Origin of the sequence: Streptomyces yunnanensis, assembly GCF_029011865.1 — a bacterium.
Lineage (GTDB): Bacteria > Actinomycetota > Actinomycetes > Streptomycetales > Streptomycetaceae > Streptomyces > Streptomyces yunnanensis.
Genome location: NZ_CP095749.1, coordinates 9631063 through 9647875, shown reverse-complemented (window position 1 = coordinate 9647875; position 16813 = coordinate 9631063). Strand labels below are relative to the sequence as shown.

The 16813-nt window shown below is 69.2% G+C and carries 7 protein-coding genes and 2 pseudogenes; 7 read left to right on the top strand and 2 right to left on the bottom strand.

Going from position 1 to position 16813, the window contains the following annotated elements:
• Nucleotides 1-31: 31 nt before the first annotated feature.
• Nucleotides 32-636, top strand: a pseudogene (locus tag MOV08_RS42470) (transposase); the annotation flags it as partial.
• 573 nt (nucleotides 637-1209) lie between these two features.
• Here MOV08_RS42470 and MOV08_RS42465 read toward each other — a convergent pair.
• Both MOV08_RS42465 and MOV08_RS42460 read right to left on the bottom strand, forming a co-directional pair.
• Nucleotides 1210-1350 (bottom strand): annotated as a pseudogene (locus MOV08_RS42465) (indole-3-glycerol phosphate synthase); the annotation flags it as partial.
• Between the two features lie 238 nt (nucleotides 1351-1588).
• Complete coding sequence (locus MOV08_RS42460) at nucleotides 1589-2152, bottom strand: hypothetical protein (protein WP_275311501.1); 564 nt, start codon at nucleotides 2150-2152, stop codon at nucleotides 1589-1591.
• 811 nt (nucleotides 2153-2963) lie between these two features.
• Between MOV08_RS42460 and MOV08_RS42455 the strand changes: the two genes are divergently transcribed.
• The 6 genes from MOV08_RS42455 to MOV08_RS42430 all read left to right on the top strand — a co-directional run bounded on the left by MOV08_RS42455 (nucleotide 2964) and on the right by MOV08_RS42430 (nucleotide 16802).
• Complete coding sequence (locus MOV08_RS42455; protein ID WP_275311500.1) at nucleotides 2964-6431, top strand: DUF6603 domain-containing protein; 3468 nt, start codon at nucleotides 2964-2966, stop codon at nucleotides 6429-6431.
• A 5-nt stretch (nucleotides 6432-6436) separates the two neighbouring features.
• Nucleotides 6437-8632 (top strand): hypothetical protein, encoded by a 2196-nt coding sequence (locus tag MOV08_RS42450; RefSeq protein ID WP_275311499.1) that lies wholly within the window; start codon nucleotides 6437-6439, stop codon nucleotides 8630-8632.
• Nucleotides 8629-13077 (top strand): discoidin domain-containing protein, encoded by a 4449-nt coding sequence (locus MOV08_RS42445; protein ID WP_275311498.1) that lies wholly within the window; start codon nucleotides 8629-8631, stop codon nucleotides 13075-13077. The genes MOV08_RS42450 and MOV08_RS42445 overlap by 4 nt, the downstream gene beginning before the upstream one ends.
• 25 nt (nucleotides 13078-13102) lie before the next feature.
• Complete coding sequence (locus MOV08_RS42440; RefSeq protein ID WP_275311497.1) at nucleotides 13103-13612, top strand: hypothetical protein; 510 nt, start codon at nucleotides 13103-13105, stop codon at nucleotides 13610-13612.
• 119 nt (nucleotides 13613-13731) lie between these two features.
• Nucleotides 13732-15075: a hypothetical protein gene (locus MOV08_RS42435; RefSeq protein WP_275311496.1), complete on the top strand. Its 1344-nt coding sequence runs from the start codon at nucleotides 13732-13734 to the stop codon at nucleotides 15073-15075.
• 50 nt (nucleotides 15076-15125) lie between these two features.
• Nucleotides 15126-16802: a hypothetical protein gene (locus tag MOV08_RS42430; protein WP_275311495.1), complete on the top strand. Its 1677-nt coding sequence runs from the start codon at nucleotides 15126-15128 to the stop codon at nucleotides 16800-16802.
• Nucleotides 16803-16813 lie beyond the last annotated feature (11 nt).

Sequence of the window (16813 nt, the reverse complement as noted above, 5' to 3'; positions counted from 1 at the left end):
AGTTGGGTGAGGTCAGCCACCCGTGCCGCGGATGCGAAAGTGCCTTCTGAGCAGGGATGATGAACCTTTTCGAGGGGTTCTGTCGACCCAAACGGAAGGCACTTTCTACGTGCAGACGATCGGCTCGCGTCCCAAGCTCTATGCCAGCACGGACGGTTCGGGCTGGTCGGGCACGCCGGGACCCGGCTGCTGACCGATCTCGCCGAGGCGACCGGGCTGACGCCCGCGTACTCCACTGCGCTGGGGCCACTGCGGCCGCGCGGGACAGGGCACGATCCGGGTCAGATCGCTGTGGACCTCGCGGTGACGCTCGCCGATGGCGGCGAGACGATCTCGGACCTGGCCGTACTGCGCGATCAGAGCGAGGTATTCGGCGTGGTGGCGTCCACGCCCACCGCGTGGCGGCTGCTCGCCGGGATCGATGACGCAGTGCTCGCCCGGCTGCGGTCTGCCCGTGCCACCGCACGGGAGACGGCCTGGCTGCAGGCCGCTGAACAGCGCGGCATACCTGCCGTCCGAGCCGGCGGACGCGAGATACCGGGTCTGGTCCTAGACCTGGACGCCACGCTGGTCACCTGCCACTCCGAGAAGGAAGCAGCCGCGCCCACCTACAAGGGCGGCTTCGGCTACCACCCGCGGCCCGACCACTGATCGGGCAAGCGACGGTGGGGTGGGTGTCGGTGGCGGGGCACAGCAGGCGGCGGGCGCCGCGGTGGTCGGGGGCGGCTTTGGGGCGTAGCCGGTAGGCGGTGCGGGTGTTTACGCGGGCATGCCGGGTGGGTTTGTCGACTCTGTGGCGCAGGAGGTCGGCTGTGGTGGTGACCGGGGGTGGGGGACGTCGGGGCAATACCGGGTGCCGTCGATGAGGAGGGTGCCTGAGTGGGAGTCCTGGATACCGAGTTGGTCGATGCGGTAGTCCCACACGGGTCGGTAGCCGAGGTCGCGTACGGGGATGTGGAAGGTTTCGGGGAGGGCGGCTTCGAAGCGGTAGAGGTAGCGCTTGGCCTTCTTGTTCTTCTTGCTCCTGGTGGTCGGGGTGTTGGTGGGGTCGCGGACGTACCAGGCGGCGTCGGGGGCAGTGGCGGGGGCGGTGTCGTGGTGCTCACGCCGCGGGAGAAGGTGCTACGGGGGTGCGTCAACGGCGATTGAGCCGTTCCAGTGCCCTCACAGCAAGCGGCCGAGAACCTGTTCGATACGGCAGGTGCAGGCTCACTCCTCCCCGAAATAGGCGAGCTTGGGCGCCGGAACAACTACGTTGTGGCGGCGACAAGCCCGGCTCTCCCAGTCCCGGTGGCCGAACTCCTCGACGAGGTGCGGGGCGGTCAGGACGATCACCTCGTCGACCTGCGTCGTCAACGCCACCAGCTGCCGCTCGCCGCGCTCCATCCGGGCACCGCGCACGCCGTTGCCGTCGACGATCGGGCCGGTGACCACGGGTGTCCCGCGAAGCTGGCGCAGAGCCGGAACGCGTCTGGGGTGGGCATCGGCACGTGCGTATGCATCCCGGACACCCCGCCGCGCAGGGCGCGACGGGGTGTGGAGCAGTTTTCTCTGCGGAGGAGTTTTCTCTTTCGGAGGTTGCGATAAGTCAGTCGACTATCTGGTTGGCGGGGACATCGCAGATCAGGTACGGGATGCGAGCCTCGCATGCGTCGCAGGAGTGGGCGGTCCATGAGCTTGTGGCGCCCTTTCCGTGCCACTGCCGCTTGCTGGGGTCGTCCGCTGCGCGGCCGACGAACACCATCTCACTCATGCGCAGATATTCGACGGACTTCCATGCAGGTTTTTTTCTGCCCAGTCCGAGAAGGAGTTTGATAGCGGCACACGGATTTGACACGCTACGTATGCTCGTGTCCAGATCTACGTTCTCGTTTCGGACGGTCCACCAACCCGTGTGACGTTCGGGTACCTGTGGATTCACCGTTTCCCAGGCTCCTGGGTGATAGGTGATGCCGTCTAGGTGCTTTTTCTCGATCCATGGATCCGGATTCCGCCCGCTGGAGGCGACGAGGAAGTACTCCTTCCCGCCGATTTTTGCCTCCAGTACACCCATGATGAAAGACGCGGCTTCATCCTTCATCAGCGCCTCGTCCTGCCTGAGATTGTGATCAATCTTGACGAGGACCTCGCGTAACTGCTTGCTGTCGGTCACCTCCGGGATGCCATGGAGCAGCTTTCCTCCGGCTTTCTTGTTCCTCGCGTAGCGGCATCGAGGGCAGGTGCCAGACATTTTTCCACCGTGCCGGAGATTCGTTTCAGGCTCCGGATTCCGAGGACGTTTCTTCACGGGCACGCGCGGCCGCCTCCCGAATTGTCAAAGGTGCAGGCGAATAGAGCGGAACCACATCGTGCCCCAGCCTCACCGAGAAGGCGAGAGGCTGTTTTTGGACGCCATCGCGTGACGTTCAGCTACCGACTCGTCGCTCTTCAGAAGCCGCTTTTCGATTTATTTCGATACAGATCCATGGTCGCCTTGAGGGGATCAGGGCTGCTCGATCACCTTGAATGCCAATATAGTGCTCAATAGTTAGATTCTGTTGCGAAAATCGACAAAAGCGTCAAAGGTTACCGCCTTCCGCCTGACTCAATTACCTCCGATGTGGATTGATTCTGGCGCTGGTACTGTTCGCTGGCGCTTCGCGTTCAATGCTTACCGTGGCCCGCGCCCTGCTTGGTCAAATGTTCGGGAGGAATGCGTTGTGGCGATGACTGTCGGCATGCTCCGGGAATGGCTGAACGGCATTTCTTCGGGGCAGGAGCTGGCTCTTCCTGATGGGCTCCCGGACGAGTTGGGGGACCTCAAGAATGCGGTGAATGTCAAGGCTCTCGCAGACTGGTTAGCCGTCGGGGAAAGCCTCACGGGAATCGATCCGGATGCGGAAAATCTGCGTCTCGGCGGAACCATTGCCCCGGATGCGCCGGCGATCTCCTTGTGGTTCTTTGCCGGCGATGGATCGGAATCCGTGGCTGACGACGCCGAAATCATCGGTGTCCAGATCGCCGTGTCGCTGAAGGACCATCCCGTGGCATCGGTCCTCAGCGACATCGGATTGCAGGACCTCCTGTTGGTCTACGAGATCCGCATGCTGGATGGGGCTGCCGTCCGCGAGATCTATGCCCAGGCGGAGCTCCCCGTCCAGGGTGGGGAACCGCTCCTCATCACCTGCATGCTCGATTTCGACGCGGGACAGAAGAGCTTTGAGTTCATCGTGGAGCCCGAGTCCGGAAGGGAGGGGAACATCGCTGAGGCGTTCTTCGGGCTCTTCGGCGCCGACCTGCCGCCCTTCTTGAAGGACATCGCCGTGGTGCGCCTTGCGCTGGCGTATGACAGGAGTGTCGGAAGCTCCGGGTTCCGGGTGGAGGTGGACACCCGGCTCCAACTGGGCGACATCACCGCCGACCTTGACGTCACCGCGGCACTGACCAAGCGGTCCGGCGGCCACGGGTATGACCAGGAGTACACAGCGCGCCTGGTCCTGGAGGCGCCCGCGCAGAGTGGCGACGAAGGCGAACGCATCCTGCTCGCGTTCCAGGGCACCATCGACAAGCCGAGCTCAGGAGCCTGGGAACTGAGCGCATCTCTGGGGGACGACGGTGAGGCCCTGAGCTTGGCTCTCGTGGCCGGCGCCATGGGGATCGACGTCCCTACGGACGTAGCGGCTCTTGTTCCGGCCTTCCATGCCGCCTCGTGCCTGTACCGCTTCCCAGCCGGAACCTCAAAGCAGGGTTCGCTGGCGATGTCGGCTGAAGTGGGTTTTGTGAGGCTGGTGCTGGTATCGGTGCCGACGTTGAGCGGGGCATCGGCCACGAGGCTGGTGGCCGTCCAAGGCAAGGTGCAGGCCAGGGCGTCGGATCTCCCTCTGCTGGGCGAGCGCATTCCAGCGAGTCGCGATCTGGTGGTGGACACGGTTCATTTCGTCTACGCGGCCCGTCAGTTGCCGGTGGACGAGCTCAAGAGGCTGAACCTGCTCATGGAGGGCCTGCCGGGGGAACGTCGGGGACTGCCCCTCGTGCTGCTGGAGCAGCCTCTGCAGCGCGGCACGACCATAAGTGCGTCGATCACCGCCGGGGGCGTGGCGCTGCTGACCCTGGTCCGACGTCCGGACGCACCGACCGGCAGCGGAACCGTCGTACTGGGCCGTGAGCGGGCAGCGGAGAAGGGCGAGCCCGCCAAGGATCAGGACCTGGGCGGGTTCGCCATCGGCCCGGTCCGCTTCCACCGCGCCGGACTCGGCTACGCCTTCGGCCGTCTCTTCGTCGCGCTGGACGCCACCATGGCAGTGGGCCCGCTGACGGTGGAACTCCTGGGGCTCGGGCTGGGGGTGGACAAGGACTGGAACGTCACCCCGGAGCTGCGCGGCGCTAGCGTGGCCCTGGAGCGCCCGGGCCCGCCCAAGGTGGCCATCGCCGGAGCGTTCACCCGCCTCGACCTGGGCCCGAAGTTCGAGCTGGCCTTCGCCGCCACGGGCCGGATCGAGATCCAGGACCTCATCAGCCTGCAGCTGGCCGGTAGTTGGGCCCGCAACCGGGCGGGCTGGGACTCGATCTTCGCCTACGCCGAACTCGTGGCCGGCAGGAACCGCGTCAACGGCCTGTTCAGCGTCGGCCCGGTCACCTTCACCGGGATCGCCCTCGGCTTCGGCATCAACAGCACCGTGCGCATCCCCACGACCAGCGAGGTCAACCACTTCCCGCTGGTCAACCGGCTGGGCGCCCGCCCGGCCGTGCCCGGCGGCGAGGTCGAGAAGCTCACTCCGGCCCAGGCGATGAACGAACTGGTCGGCCCGGGCGGCTGGGTGACCCCGGCCCAGGGCCAGTACTGGGTGGCGGGCGGCATGGAGTTCACCGTCTACCGGTTCATCCAGGCCAGGGCGATCGCCCTGGTGGAGTGGGGCGAGGCCGGCTGGAAGGCCATGCTGGCAGGACGCACCACACTGGCACTGCCACCCACCACCATTCCCGAGGAGAGCAGGGCGTCCGCGCCGGCCGCGGACCTCGGCCTGTCCCTGGGCGGCCCGCTCGGCAAGGTGATCGTCGACTTCGTCTTCGCCTACGACTCCGCGCTCGGCCGCTTCTCCATGGACACCGTGATCGCCGGGGGCTCGTACATCCTCGATCCGCAGGCGACCCTCACCGGCGGGATCTCCTTCTACGTGTGGGGCAAGGACCTGCCCGCCCAGGGGATCCGCAAGGGCTTCGTCCTCTCGGCCGGCGGCTACCACCCCCAGTTCCGGGTGCCGGCGTACTACCCGAAGCCGCCGCGCATCGGCTTGCTGTGGGAGCGCGGCCCGGTGTCCATCCGGGCCCAGGCGTACGCGGCGCTGACCGACGGGGCGTTCATGGCCGGCGGTGAGCTGGCCGCCGTCTACGACAACGGGCACGGCATCAACCTGCGGGCCTGGTTCACCGCTTACGTACACGCGCTGGTGCAGTGGAAGCCGTTCTACGCCGACCTGGCGCTGGGCCTGAGCATCGGCGTCGCCGCCACCGTCAAGGTGCTGTTCGTGCGGATACGCATCTCTCTGGAGGTCGGGGTCGACCTCCAACTGTGGCTGCCGCCGGTCGGCGGCAGGGCCCGGGTGAAGGTCTGGTTCATCACCTTCACCCTCGGCTTCGGCTCCGACCGCAAGGGTGCTCCCCCGGCGGACTGGGAGGACTTCCACGTCCAGCTGCCCGCGCCCTCCCGCACCGTCCTGAAGCAGGGCTGCGAGCTGCCGGACGTCACCCAGGCCGAGTCCGAGGCCCGTACGGCGGCCGCCGAACCGGAGCTGGTGCGCATCGACGGGTTCACCGCGGCCGTCGAATCCGCGCTGCCCGCCTCGAAGATCACCCTCAACGGCGAGCTCTTCGCGGGCAGCGACGACGCCCGGATCGACATCCGCCCGATGAGGCTGACCGGCGTCGTCTCCGAGCAGGTTGTCCGGATCCTGGACCAGCGCGGCGACCAGTACTGCTGGGAACGTGCCCGCTGGACGGTCACCGCCACCCGCGAGGGCCTGCCGCAGGCGCTGTGGGGCAAGCCGCTCGCCAACCCCAACCAGGCGCTCAACAAGCCCGGCCTGGTCGACGACTGTCTGACCGGGCTGACCATCCAGGTACCCGAACCGACCCGCGAGCCCCTCCCCGGCATCGGACCGGTACCCGCCGAGGCCCTGGACGTCGACGGCCTGCCGCCGGGCCGGATGCCGCTGCGTGACGAGACGGTGGCCGGCCCCTCCCCGGTCGCCGACCCCCACAGCATCGCGCTGATCGGCGACACCCTCGACGATGCCGATCCCGAGACCGGGACCGTGGGCCGGCGCACCCGGGCGCACAACGCGCTCACCGCACTCGGCCTGGCCCCCGGCAGCGACGGCCCACTGACCCGCACCGCCCGGCTGATCGGCACCACCCTGACCGATGCCCCGCTCCTGACCGAAGCCGCGAGGTGACCGCCGTGCCCGCCCGCCCCGACCTGAACGTCACGTTCTACGACCACCTCGCACCCGCGACCACCGCCGGTCGCTACACCATCACGGTGGAACACCGCCTGACCAAGGACGGCCGGCCTGTCGACGCCACGGCCGAACTGCCCAGAGCCGAGGGCCGCTACGAGATCCGCGCGGCCCGGTTCCACCTCGACCCCACCTCCGTCCACGCCACCTACCCCGCGGCCGGAGCAGCAGGCCGTTACACCCACGTCCTGCCGCACATCACGCTCAACCGGGCGATCCTCCCCTGGGAGCGCCAGTTGCTGGGACGGGCCGCGGTCCCCGAGCCCTGGCTGGCGCTGCTGGTCCTCGCCGAGGGCGAGGCCGTCGACGACCCCGACGCCAAGGGCGAGTTCACCACCCGCCCCATCGGCCAACTCCGCAACCCCGCCGAAGCGGGCACCGTCGGACCGGAGCTGTCCGGAGACATCGACGACGACCTGCCCTGCCGCACGATCGACGTGCCGGTCGACGTCTTCCACGCGGTCGTTCCACGCGAGGACGAGCTCTCCCACCTCACTCACGTGCGCGACGTGCGTATCGCGCCCCAGCTCCGCGACGACGGCGAGGTGCTGACCGAAGGCGAGTACGCCGTCGTCGCCGCCAACCGCTTCCCCCGCAGCCCCGGCACCTACGCCGTACACCTGGTCTCCCTGGAAGGCCACCTGGGTCGCCTGGCCCCCGGCAGCCTTCCCGACAGCGAGCACGTACGGCTGTGCAGCCTGTGGTCCTGGTCGTTCACCAACGCCCCCGACGGCACCCTCGACCCCGGCACGCTGTTACGCGGCCTCGTCGCTCCTGGCGCCGAGGACCCGGAGAACCTCGCGCTGCGCCATGCTCCCGCATCCGGCCCGGCGGCCACGCCCGAGGAGCAGTACGCACGCACCCGGCTGCACCACGGCTACAGCGCCGTCGCCCACCGCACCCTGGCGGGGGAAGCCACCTACGCCTGGTACCGGGGCCCGTTCAGCCCGCTCACCACGCCGCCCCTGCCCACCGCGGCCCTCGACGGCCCGCACACCACCGCCGACCACGCGCTGATCTACGACCGCGAGTACGGCGTGTTCGACGTCAGCTACGCGGCGGCGTGGACGCTCGGCCGCACCATCGCGCTCGCCGATCCCGACTACAGCGCCGAGGCGGTCGCAGCGCGGCGCGCACTGTCCGACCGCGCCGCCACCTTGGCCGCGCTCGGCAGTGACCCCCAACGCGCCCGGCACGACCCCGACGCCCGGCCCGCCACCAGGGCACTGAGCGAACTCTCCTCGGCCGGCTTGGGACGCCGCCTGGTCCAGGCCCTGCGAGCCGACCTGCGCCCCGAACCGGCTCCCGTACCAGCGGCGCGCACCGCCCGCGCCGAACCAGCCGCGCTGCTCGCCGACCCGCGCGCCCGGCAGTCGCTCGGTGCGGTGGTCACCGCGAGCACCCCCACCATGCCCGAGTGGCTGGAGCGGCTCGCCCTGCTGCGCGGCGTGCCGTTCAACCACCTGGTACCCGACCCGCGCCTGCTGCCACCGGAGAGCCTGCGGGCCTTCCGCATCGACGAGGTCTGGATCCAGGCACTGGTGGCCGGCGCGACCGACGTCGGTGTCCATACCTCCGTCGACCGCGATCTCGACCCGCTGCTGCGCGAGCGGCTGGCCCGCGCTCCCGGCAGTCCGTTCCCGGCGGCCGGGCTCCTGATCAACTCCGAGCTGGTCCGCGCCTGGCCCGTCTTCGACCTGCTGGCCACCCGGGGCGGCGAGCAGGTCCGCGAGCTGCGTCGCGACCACCTGGCACCCGACATCCTGCTGGTGCTGTGGGACGACGTCCCGGACAGCGTCACCATCCGCGAGCCCGGCCAGGGCATCCACTTCGGCATCGACTCCGAACAGCGCGTCAGCCTGCGCCACTTGGCTGGCGACGACATCGGCTACCCCACCGGCACCGAGTTCCCCGACCCGGCGAGCGGGCGCACCGTCTTCGACCACCTGCGCCCCGGCCGTCCCGGCGCCCTGCCGGATGTCCTCGACCTCCACGGCACGGACGGCTTCGTCGCGGCGCTGTCCGCCGCCTGCGGCGCGGACGGCGAGCTGTCGCCCGGCCAGCTCGCCCTGGAACTCGTCAACGCCCCGCTGGAGCAGTTCCTGCTGCCTGCGCCCACCGCCGAGGAGACCGCGTGAGCGACACCGACCTGATCGTGCCCGTCCAGGTCCACGCCCTGCTGGCCAACCGGAAGGTGCGCACCCTGCATCCGTTCCACCGCTACCAGCCGAGCTTCGACCGTATGCTCGGCACCCTGCCGGACGCCGAGGGCCGAGGCGCCGCCGAACCGGAGGCGTTCAGCGGGGCCAAGGAGGTCGGCGGGGACGAGACCTTCGAGGGCGTGCACGTCCAGTGGGAGTTGCCGGAAGCGCTCACCGACGGCTTCGTGGCCGAGGGCGACGGGGACACCCACTTCCCCCTGGTGCCCAACCGCTGGCTGGTCGTCCGCTACTCCTGGGTGCGCGGTGTCCCCAAGGCCGTCGGCTGGGTCGTGCACAGCGACTACCTGTACTCCGACGACGACGGAGAACTGTGGGACGACAACGATGTGATCAACAGCTTCGTCAACCCGCGCAGGACGGATGCCCCCGAGGTCGACTGGCTCGGCCGCGTCCACAAACTCGCCGACGGCCCCTGGCAGGAACCGCCGGGGGTCCGGGAGCCGTTCCTGACCGCCGTGGGCGCGGGCCTGCCCAGCTTCGCCGCCTTCGAGCCCTACCACGAGAACGTCTTCTCCCTCCACGACGACCTCCAGGACCTCAAGGACCCGGCCCACGGCGACAGTTACCCGCCCGACGCCACCCTGAGCTACCTGGTCGTCGGCTGGTACAGCGACACCGACAAGGACATCCTCAACGTCGCGGCCGGCATCCCCGGGCTGCTGCCCCCGGACGCCGACGTCAACGTGGCCGCCGACGTCATCGCCGCCCTCGGCTGGACCATGGCCGGGCGCACCGCCACCGTCCAGGGCGGCATGGGCACCGCGGCCGGGCACGACGTGGCGAACGTCCTCGACCACCAGGACGACACCTACTACCTGAGCGAGAGGGCACCCGACCGCTCGGACCGCATCACCGTCGACCTCGGCAGCGTCCAGCAGGTCACCTCGCTGCGCGTGCTGGTGGGCGACCCCGACGATCGGCACCCGCTGCCCGCCGTGCGTGTGCAGACCTCCGTGGACGGTACGGACTGGCCGTCCGCCCACCACCAGGACTTCGACGCCGGCACCCCGGTCATCGAGTACACGCCCGAGCAGCCGGTCACCGCCCGCTACGTCCAGCTGCGGATGCTGGAGGCCGGGCCCGGGCCCGTCGCCGTGCGGCGCTTCGAGGTCACCGCCGCCCCACAGACGAGGCGAAGCCTGTACCACGGCACCGCACTCGGCCTGGAATGGCAGCGCGCAGGCGAAGCCCCCGAAGACGACCGTCCCGACGCCACACACATCAAGATCGCGTTCGGGCACAGCACCGGCGAGGCCGCAACCACCCTGATCGGCCACCAGACCCGCTCGTCGCACACCGCCCAGCTCTTCAGCGCGCTCTACCACGGCACGCTGGACACCTTCGACGGTGCCGACGGTGACCGCGACCTGGCCGAGGTCACCCACCGCAGCTGGTTCTCCGGCAGCGACGGCGGCCACACCTGGCAGATCGTCCCCCGCGACGACCGGGAGCCCGCCTCAGGACGCTCGGGTACGGCGGACGACGAGCCGTTCCCCTTGGACGAACTCAACGCGGCCCAGGCCGAGTACGACCACGTCCTGCGACACCTGACGGAAGACCAGTGGCGGGTCTGGGCACTGCACTGGCTGCGGAATCTGCCCCCTGGTGAACGCCCGGACGACCTGCCCCCGGAGTTCAACGACGAATGCGACCGACTGCTCAACCCCGCCAACGACGGCCCGGCGCAACAGGCCGACGAGGCCCTGGCACGGCTCGCCGAACTCCGGCACCACATGCCCGAGGCGGCGGACGGACAGGACCTCCAGGACGCCATCGACGCGTGGGCCACAGCGAAGGGCCTGGCCGACCACCTCCAGCTCAAGCGGCTCCCCCAGGAGAGCTTCTACAAGCCGTCCGACCCCGTCGTCCTCATCGAAGGCACCGGCGGTGGCACCGTCCCGCTCACCCGCGACCGCGACAACCCGCTGCCCTGCCGGCTGCCTTCCCACCTGCTCACCGCGGTCAAGATCGGCGCGGACTGGACGGAACCGCCCGCCAGCCCGCCCGACCCCGGCATCACCGGACTGCCCGCCGCCTGCGCGGACCTGCTCAAGGAGTTCGCCCTCCTCGACGAGGCCGCACGCACCCCCGACAACGCCCACACCGCCCTGCACACCATCACCCAGAACCCCGCCACCCATACCAGGGGCCCATTGGCCGAGTACTGCGCGCCATGGCGCCAGCCCTGGCTGCCGATGCTGCTGATGTGGAAGGTGAACTACTTCCCGACTCCGTACCACACCGCCGACGGCTACCACTGGACTTTCACCGCGCCCCCGCCCGGCAGCGGACTGGACTCCTACAGCTACCTCTGGAACGGCACCGGCACCTTGGAAGCCGACTTCGAGAGCGAAGGCGACGTCCTCAACCGGCTCTTCCGCTCCCGCGCCTACCTCGCCCCCACCACCGTCTACGTGCTGCGCGAACAACTGGCCCGCTACCGGGCCGATTACCCCAGCGCCGACACCGCGGGCCTGGCCGCACTGCGCAGGGAGCTCGAACCGCTGGACATCCTGTCCCAGACGCTCGACGGCTTCAACGACTGGCTGCTGCAACTCGACGGTGGCGCCCAAGTGCCCACCGAGCCCGGGGTCGCCGCCCTCGCCGGGGAGCAGAACCACGTGCCCGACCCGGCCGGAGGACCCCACCAGAAGCGCTTCCAGCCCGTACGCGCGGGCCAGTTCTTCCTCACCGACCTGCGCATCGTCGACCGTTTCGGCCGCTGCGCCGACCTGGTCACCTCGGGCGAGGGCGGCAACTGGTACGACCAGTATCCCTTGAAGGCCCCCTCGGCGACCCCCACCCGTGACCTCTACAAGGAGCCCGAGAAGCCCAAGCTGATCAACCCCGAACGGTTCGTCCAGCTCCCGCCCCGCATCCTCCAGGACACCCGACTGGCGATCACCGAGGCGCCGTCCGGCCAGGCCGACGGCCTCGCCGGCCTGCTCCTGGTCAACTACCTAGACCAGACCCTGGGCGTGTACGGCCCGACCGGGCAGGCCCTGGGCGAACTGCGGGCCATCGCCCTGAGCGACGGCACCCGGGACACCGCCTACACGCCGCTCCCGCACTCCCCGTACACCGGTCGCACCGACCCCCGGTTCACCACCGATCACCCGCAGCTGGCCGGCTTCCTGACCGGCCTGCTCGATCGCGACGACTCCGCCGGTGCCTTCGAAGCCCTGGTCGCCACCATCGACAAGAGCCTTCGCGCCATCGCCGACCCCGCAGCCGAGGACAACCGGCTGCCCGGCCTCCTCATCGGACGTCCCGTCGCGCTCGTCCACGCCACTCTGGACATCGAACTGCACCACCCGCTACCGGCCGATCCGTCCTGGGACACCGTTCTGAACCCGTCCGGCGGCACAGAGGACGACGAGAACTGGGCGATCCGGCTGGGCGACCCGCACGCCCTCGACGACGGGCTCATCGGCTACTTCGGCTCCGATCCCGGACAACCGGTCGACTACGGACTGCTGCGCGCCCTCGATCCCGCCGCCGACCACGACTACCTCCGGGCGACCACCAACGGCAGCGACCTCGCCCTGCCCGCCCGGCCCACCACCCGCCCGTTCACGCGTCACGTCACCCTGCTCGCCCACCCTCACCTGCCGGTCCACGCCACCACCGACATCCTCCCGGTCCACTCGCTGCGGCCCGACCCGGAGCGCGTCCACCAGGCACTCGCCGCCGTCCGTGCCTCCTTCCGCCTCAACCCGCTCCTCGCCACCACCCGCAACCGGCGAAGCCACACCACCACCATGACCGAGGACCCGGACCATCCGCTGAGCAACATCTCCGACGGCGCGTCGCCTGCGGCGGAGTTCCGCAGCCTGGACGTTCCGGCGGCCGGCAGCACCATCACCCTGGACTTCGGCTCCGCCCAGCAGCTCACCGGGTACTCCCTCCACACCGGAACCGCCGGAGGCGGCGACTGGCCAGGCACCCCGGTCCTGGAGTCGTCCGTCACCGGCGACGAAGGTAGTTGGGAGCCACGGGCCTTCGACGCTCGGCAGCCGGCCAACGACCACGCCCTCGCCACCCCGGTCCCCGCCCGTTACCTGCGACTGCGGCTCACCACCGACGCCGACGGCACCTTCGGCATGCGAGCCTTCCGGGCCACCTGTGCCCCCGACGACGCGGCCCTGGTCGTCCCGCCGCTCTCGGCACGCCACGGCACCTGGAGCTGGGCCCAGCCGCAGGCCACCGAGACCGAGCACCTCGACTGGGACGAGCGCCCGCTGATCCCGGCCGACCACCTCGTCCACCCCGACGACGCGATGCCCACCGCGCGCGCCGGTTACCTCCAGCTCCGCCCCGCCACGCAGCAGACCGGCCAGGAGCCCACGTCCCGTTCCTGACGAGTCATCAGGAGACTGTCACCGCATGACCGAGCCCGCCGTCACGGCACCCCTGCGCTACACGCTGACCACGTTCCCGCCCGTACTGACCCAGGCCGCCCCCGGCCATCCCCGCCAGGGCCGGCTGGAGATCGCGGTCACCCGCGACCCCGAAGCCGTGCGGACGAACGCCGGCTGCCGCGGCATCACCGTCGAGGTCCCGACCGGCAACGGGCCCAAGGCCCTCACCAACCGGCCCGACCGCATCGACGCCACGTACGCCGCCCCGCGCGGCCGTACCTGGCACATCCGCAAGAGCACTTCCCACAGCGACCGGACCGTCTTCGTCTGCACCCCGGAGAACCCGCGCCACGAAGCCGTCTTCGACGACACCGCGACGTTCACCCTCATCCTCGACCGCATCCCGCTGACCGGCTCACCCGACACCGTCACCGTGCGTATCACCGACGAGACGGCCACCGGCTCCGGGACGTACACCCGCCGCGGCACAGACCTGCCGCTCGCACTTCGGCGGGCGCCCGACGGCCGGTCCTGATCCGTCCGGATCCGGCCACCGCCACGAGCCGGTACCTGCCGTCCGCCTTCCTGCCGTCGCTCGCCCCTGACTACCCCGATTCTCGAAGTCCGGGCGTCTCCGCCCCGGGAGGACCTACCGTGCATCCCACCACCTCCGACGCACCACTGCCGGTCACCTCACAGACCACCCCGCCCACGCGCTTCATGGTCTCGACGCCCACCGAGGTCCGGCGCGGCAGCATCTTCCTGACCTTCGCCAAACCCGCCGCGGCCCCGAACGTGACCTGTACGGGGATCAGCGTGTCGCTGCCCCGCGGGGGTGCGGCCACGGACCTGGTCAACGACGAACCGCGCGCCAACTACATGCTCATCGACGACTACCCGCGTGACAGCACCGGCGCGACGTGGTCCGTCCTCCGGCTGCCTGCTGCCCCCGTGCCGACCGCTCCCGAATGGGGTGAGGCTCCCGGCCACGAGTTCGCCAACATCTTCGACCCGCGGGACGACCTCTACTACAAAACCGACGGACTCGTTCCGAAGGACTCCGCCCTGGTCGTCGACTACGGGGTCGGCCAGGACATCGTCAACCTGGACATCGGGACCGGGATCGACCACCGCTACAAGGTGCAGATGCTGCGTCTGCAGTCGTCCATGGACGGACTGATCTGGGACGACCTCGACACGGATCCCGTCCAGGACACCTCGCGCATCGAGCGCGTCTTCGATCCGCCACTGCACGCCCGCTTCCTGAGGATTCTCACCGTCGTCGATCCGTCGAACGAGGGCTACGCCGTCGTCAGGCGCTTCCTGATCAACCAAGGCGCTCAGACGCGCTCCGACGACGACACCGTGACCTTCGTGTGCACCCCGGACGAGGGGGAGGCGGTCTTCGACGGCTCCCGCGAATTCACCCTGATCCTGTCCAACATCCCGGTCAACCAGACACCCGGCGCAGCCACTCTCGGGATCAAGCAGACGGTGATCGCCGACGGCGGCGAGGACCACCACACCACAAGCCTGGACGGGTTCGAGAAGGCCGACAGCGCCTTCGTCTTCGAGAACTTCTCCAGTGAGCAGACCCGCGTCGGCAACGGCGAACACGTCACCCTGCACTGGACGGGCAGCCCGGAGAACACCGAGTACCACCTCTCCTGGGACGACCGGACCGAGAGGATCAGCGTGCCCGCCGCCCGGGACTGCAGCTTCGACACGGCCGACCTGCCCGGGTTCGCCGGGCTCAGCCGCACGACCACGTTCGTCCTGGACGCTCAGACGACCAACTCGTCAGCCCAGACCGTCCACCACTACCAGTCCACCACCGTGACCGTCACCGACCCCGACATCGAGGCCACAAGCCTCACCGCCACCGGCCGGATCGCGGTCCGGGAAGGCGGTACCGACACGTTCCTCGCCCGGAGCGACGACGCCAGCACGCAGGCGCTCACCACCCGCGCCGAAGGAGACGTCACCGTCATCGCCTGACCCGGCCCCCGCAGGTTCCCGCTCCACGCTGACTCGCCTCAGGAGTCCCCATGAACTCCCGCACTATCACTGCCGATCGGCTGCTGGAGGCCGTGCCCGACGACCCCACGCCCCTCGCGGTCTCCACCGCCAGCAAGACCAAACTCGGCGTCATCCGGCTCAGGTTCACCAAGACCGCAGGCATCCCGGATGTCGAATGCACCCGGATCACCGTCACCCTCCCCGTGGGCGACACCAACACCGACCTCACCAGCAACCCCGGGAACATCGACTACAAGCACTCCAGCAGCGGCCGGAGCTGGAGCATCACCACCAGCGGCGACCGGGCCACCTACGTCTGCACGCCGTCGGGCCCGGGCGGGAAATTCGTCTTCACCGACACCGCCCACTTCACCCTCATCCTCGACGCCATCCCGGTCGGCCGCCTGCCCGGCGAAGCGTCGCTGGCCCTCACCGCGTCCACCGCGACGAACCAACTCGACGAGGAGGACTGGACCGTGTCGATCACCAAGGCCGTGGACGATTTCTTCTTCTTCCGCGCCTTCTCCTGCGAACAACCACAGATCCCCAACAACGGCACCGCGACGCTGCGCTGGGAAGGCAGCGAACACGAGACCGAGTACTGGCTGTCCTACGACGGCCGGGACCCCCAGCAGGTGACCGGCCAGAGCGTGCAGATCGAAGGGATCACCGACACCACCACATTCGTCCTCGACGCGCGAACGCCGAACCCGGACACCAAGGAATTCGACCAGCACCACTACCTGTCCACCACGGTCACCGTCAAAGAACCCACCATCGTGGCCAAGGAACTCACCGCCAAGAGGATCAACGTTCCCCAGACCCTCACCGCGGACAGCAGCAACAAGACCACCACCCTCCACGGCCACACCACCTTCGAGGAGGACGTCACCGTCATGGCCCAGCTCATCGTGAACGGCCCCCTCACCGCCAATCGCACCATCACGGCCAACGACAGCGTGACGGTGGCTGCGAACAAGACCCTGACGGCGAACGGCCCGATCCAGGCGAACGACAGCGTGACGGTGGCCGCGGACAAGACCCTGACGGCGAACGGCCCGATCCAGGCCAACGACACGGTGACGGTGAAGGCCGACAAGACCCTGAAGGCCGCGAACCTGGAGCACCCCACGGCCGTCGGCAGCGGCATCGCCGTCAAGAGCTCCCTGGCCTTCCAGGGCACGGCCGGGGTGAGCATCCCGCAGAGCGGTGGACAGCTCACCGTGTACGGCGCGCTCACCGCGAAGGCCGGTGCCACTGCCGGTCAGGGCGAGCTCATCGCCAACGGTCCCCTCACCACCAACGGGAAGGTGTCATTCGGAACCGCTCTGTTCACCGCGAGTCCCGTGCGGTCGAATTACGCGAAGACGGCGACGAAGCCGCGTGAGCACAGCAAGTGGACCAAGAAGGCCGACAAGGACGGATTCCTCGTGGTCGAGGCCGCGAGCTACGAGTGGTTCAGCGACGACGAGAAGCACGGGCGCAAGCACCGGGTGTATGTCGGGACTCCGGGGATCACGTACTACTTCGACCTCGTCGCGCACGGGAAGAAGACCCAGCAGAACACACAGGGGGTCTTCGGAAACGTGTCGGTTCCGGTGGCTAAGGGCTCCAGCGTGTCCGTCTGGATCTCGGACATCGACGAAGTGGCGAGCGCAGACACGAACGTGACGATGCACATCTGTTGGTACGAGCTCGGCGCCTGACACGAGAGCGA

Excerpts from the sequence above, each read along its gene's own strand:
- MOV08_RS42440 (WP_275311497.1), top strand. The coding sequence starts at position 13,103 with ATGACCGAGCCCGCCGTCACGGCACCCCTGCGCTACACGCTGACCACG.
- MOV08_RS42430 (WP_275311495.1), top strand. The coding sequence starts at position 15,126 with ATGAACTCCCGCACTATCACTGCCGATCGGCTGCTGGAGGCCGTGCCC.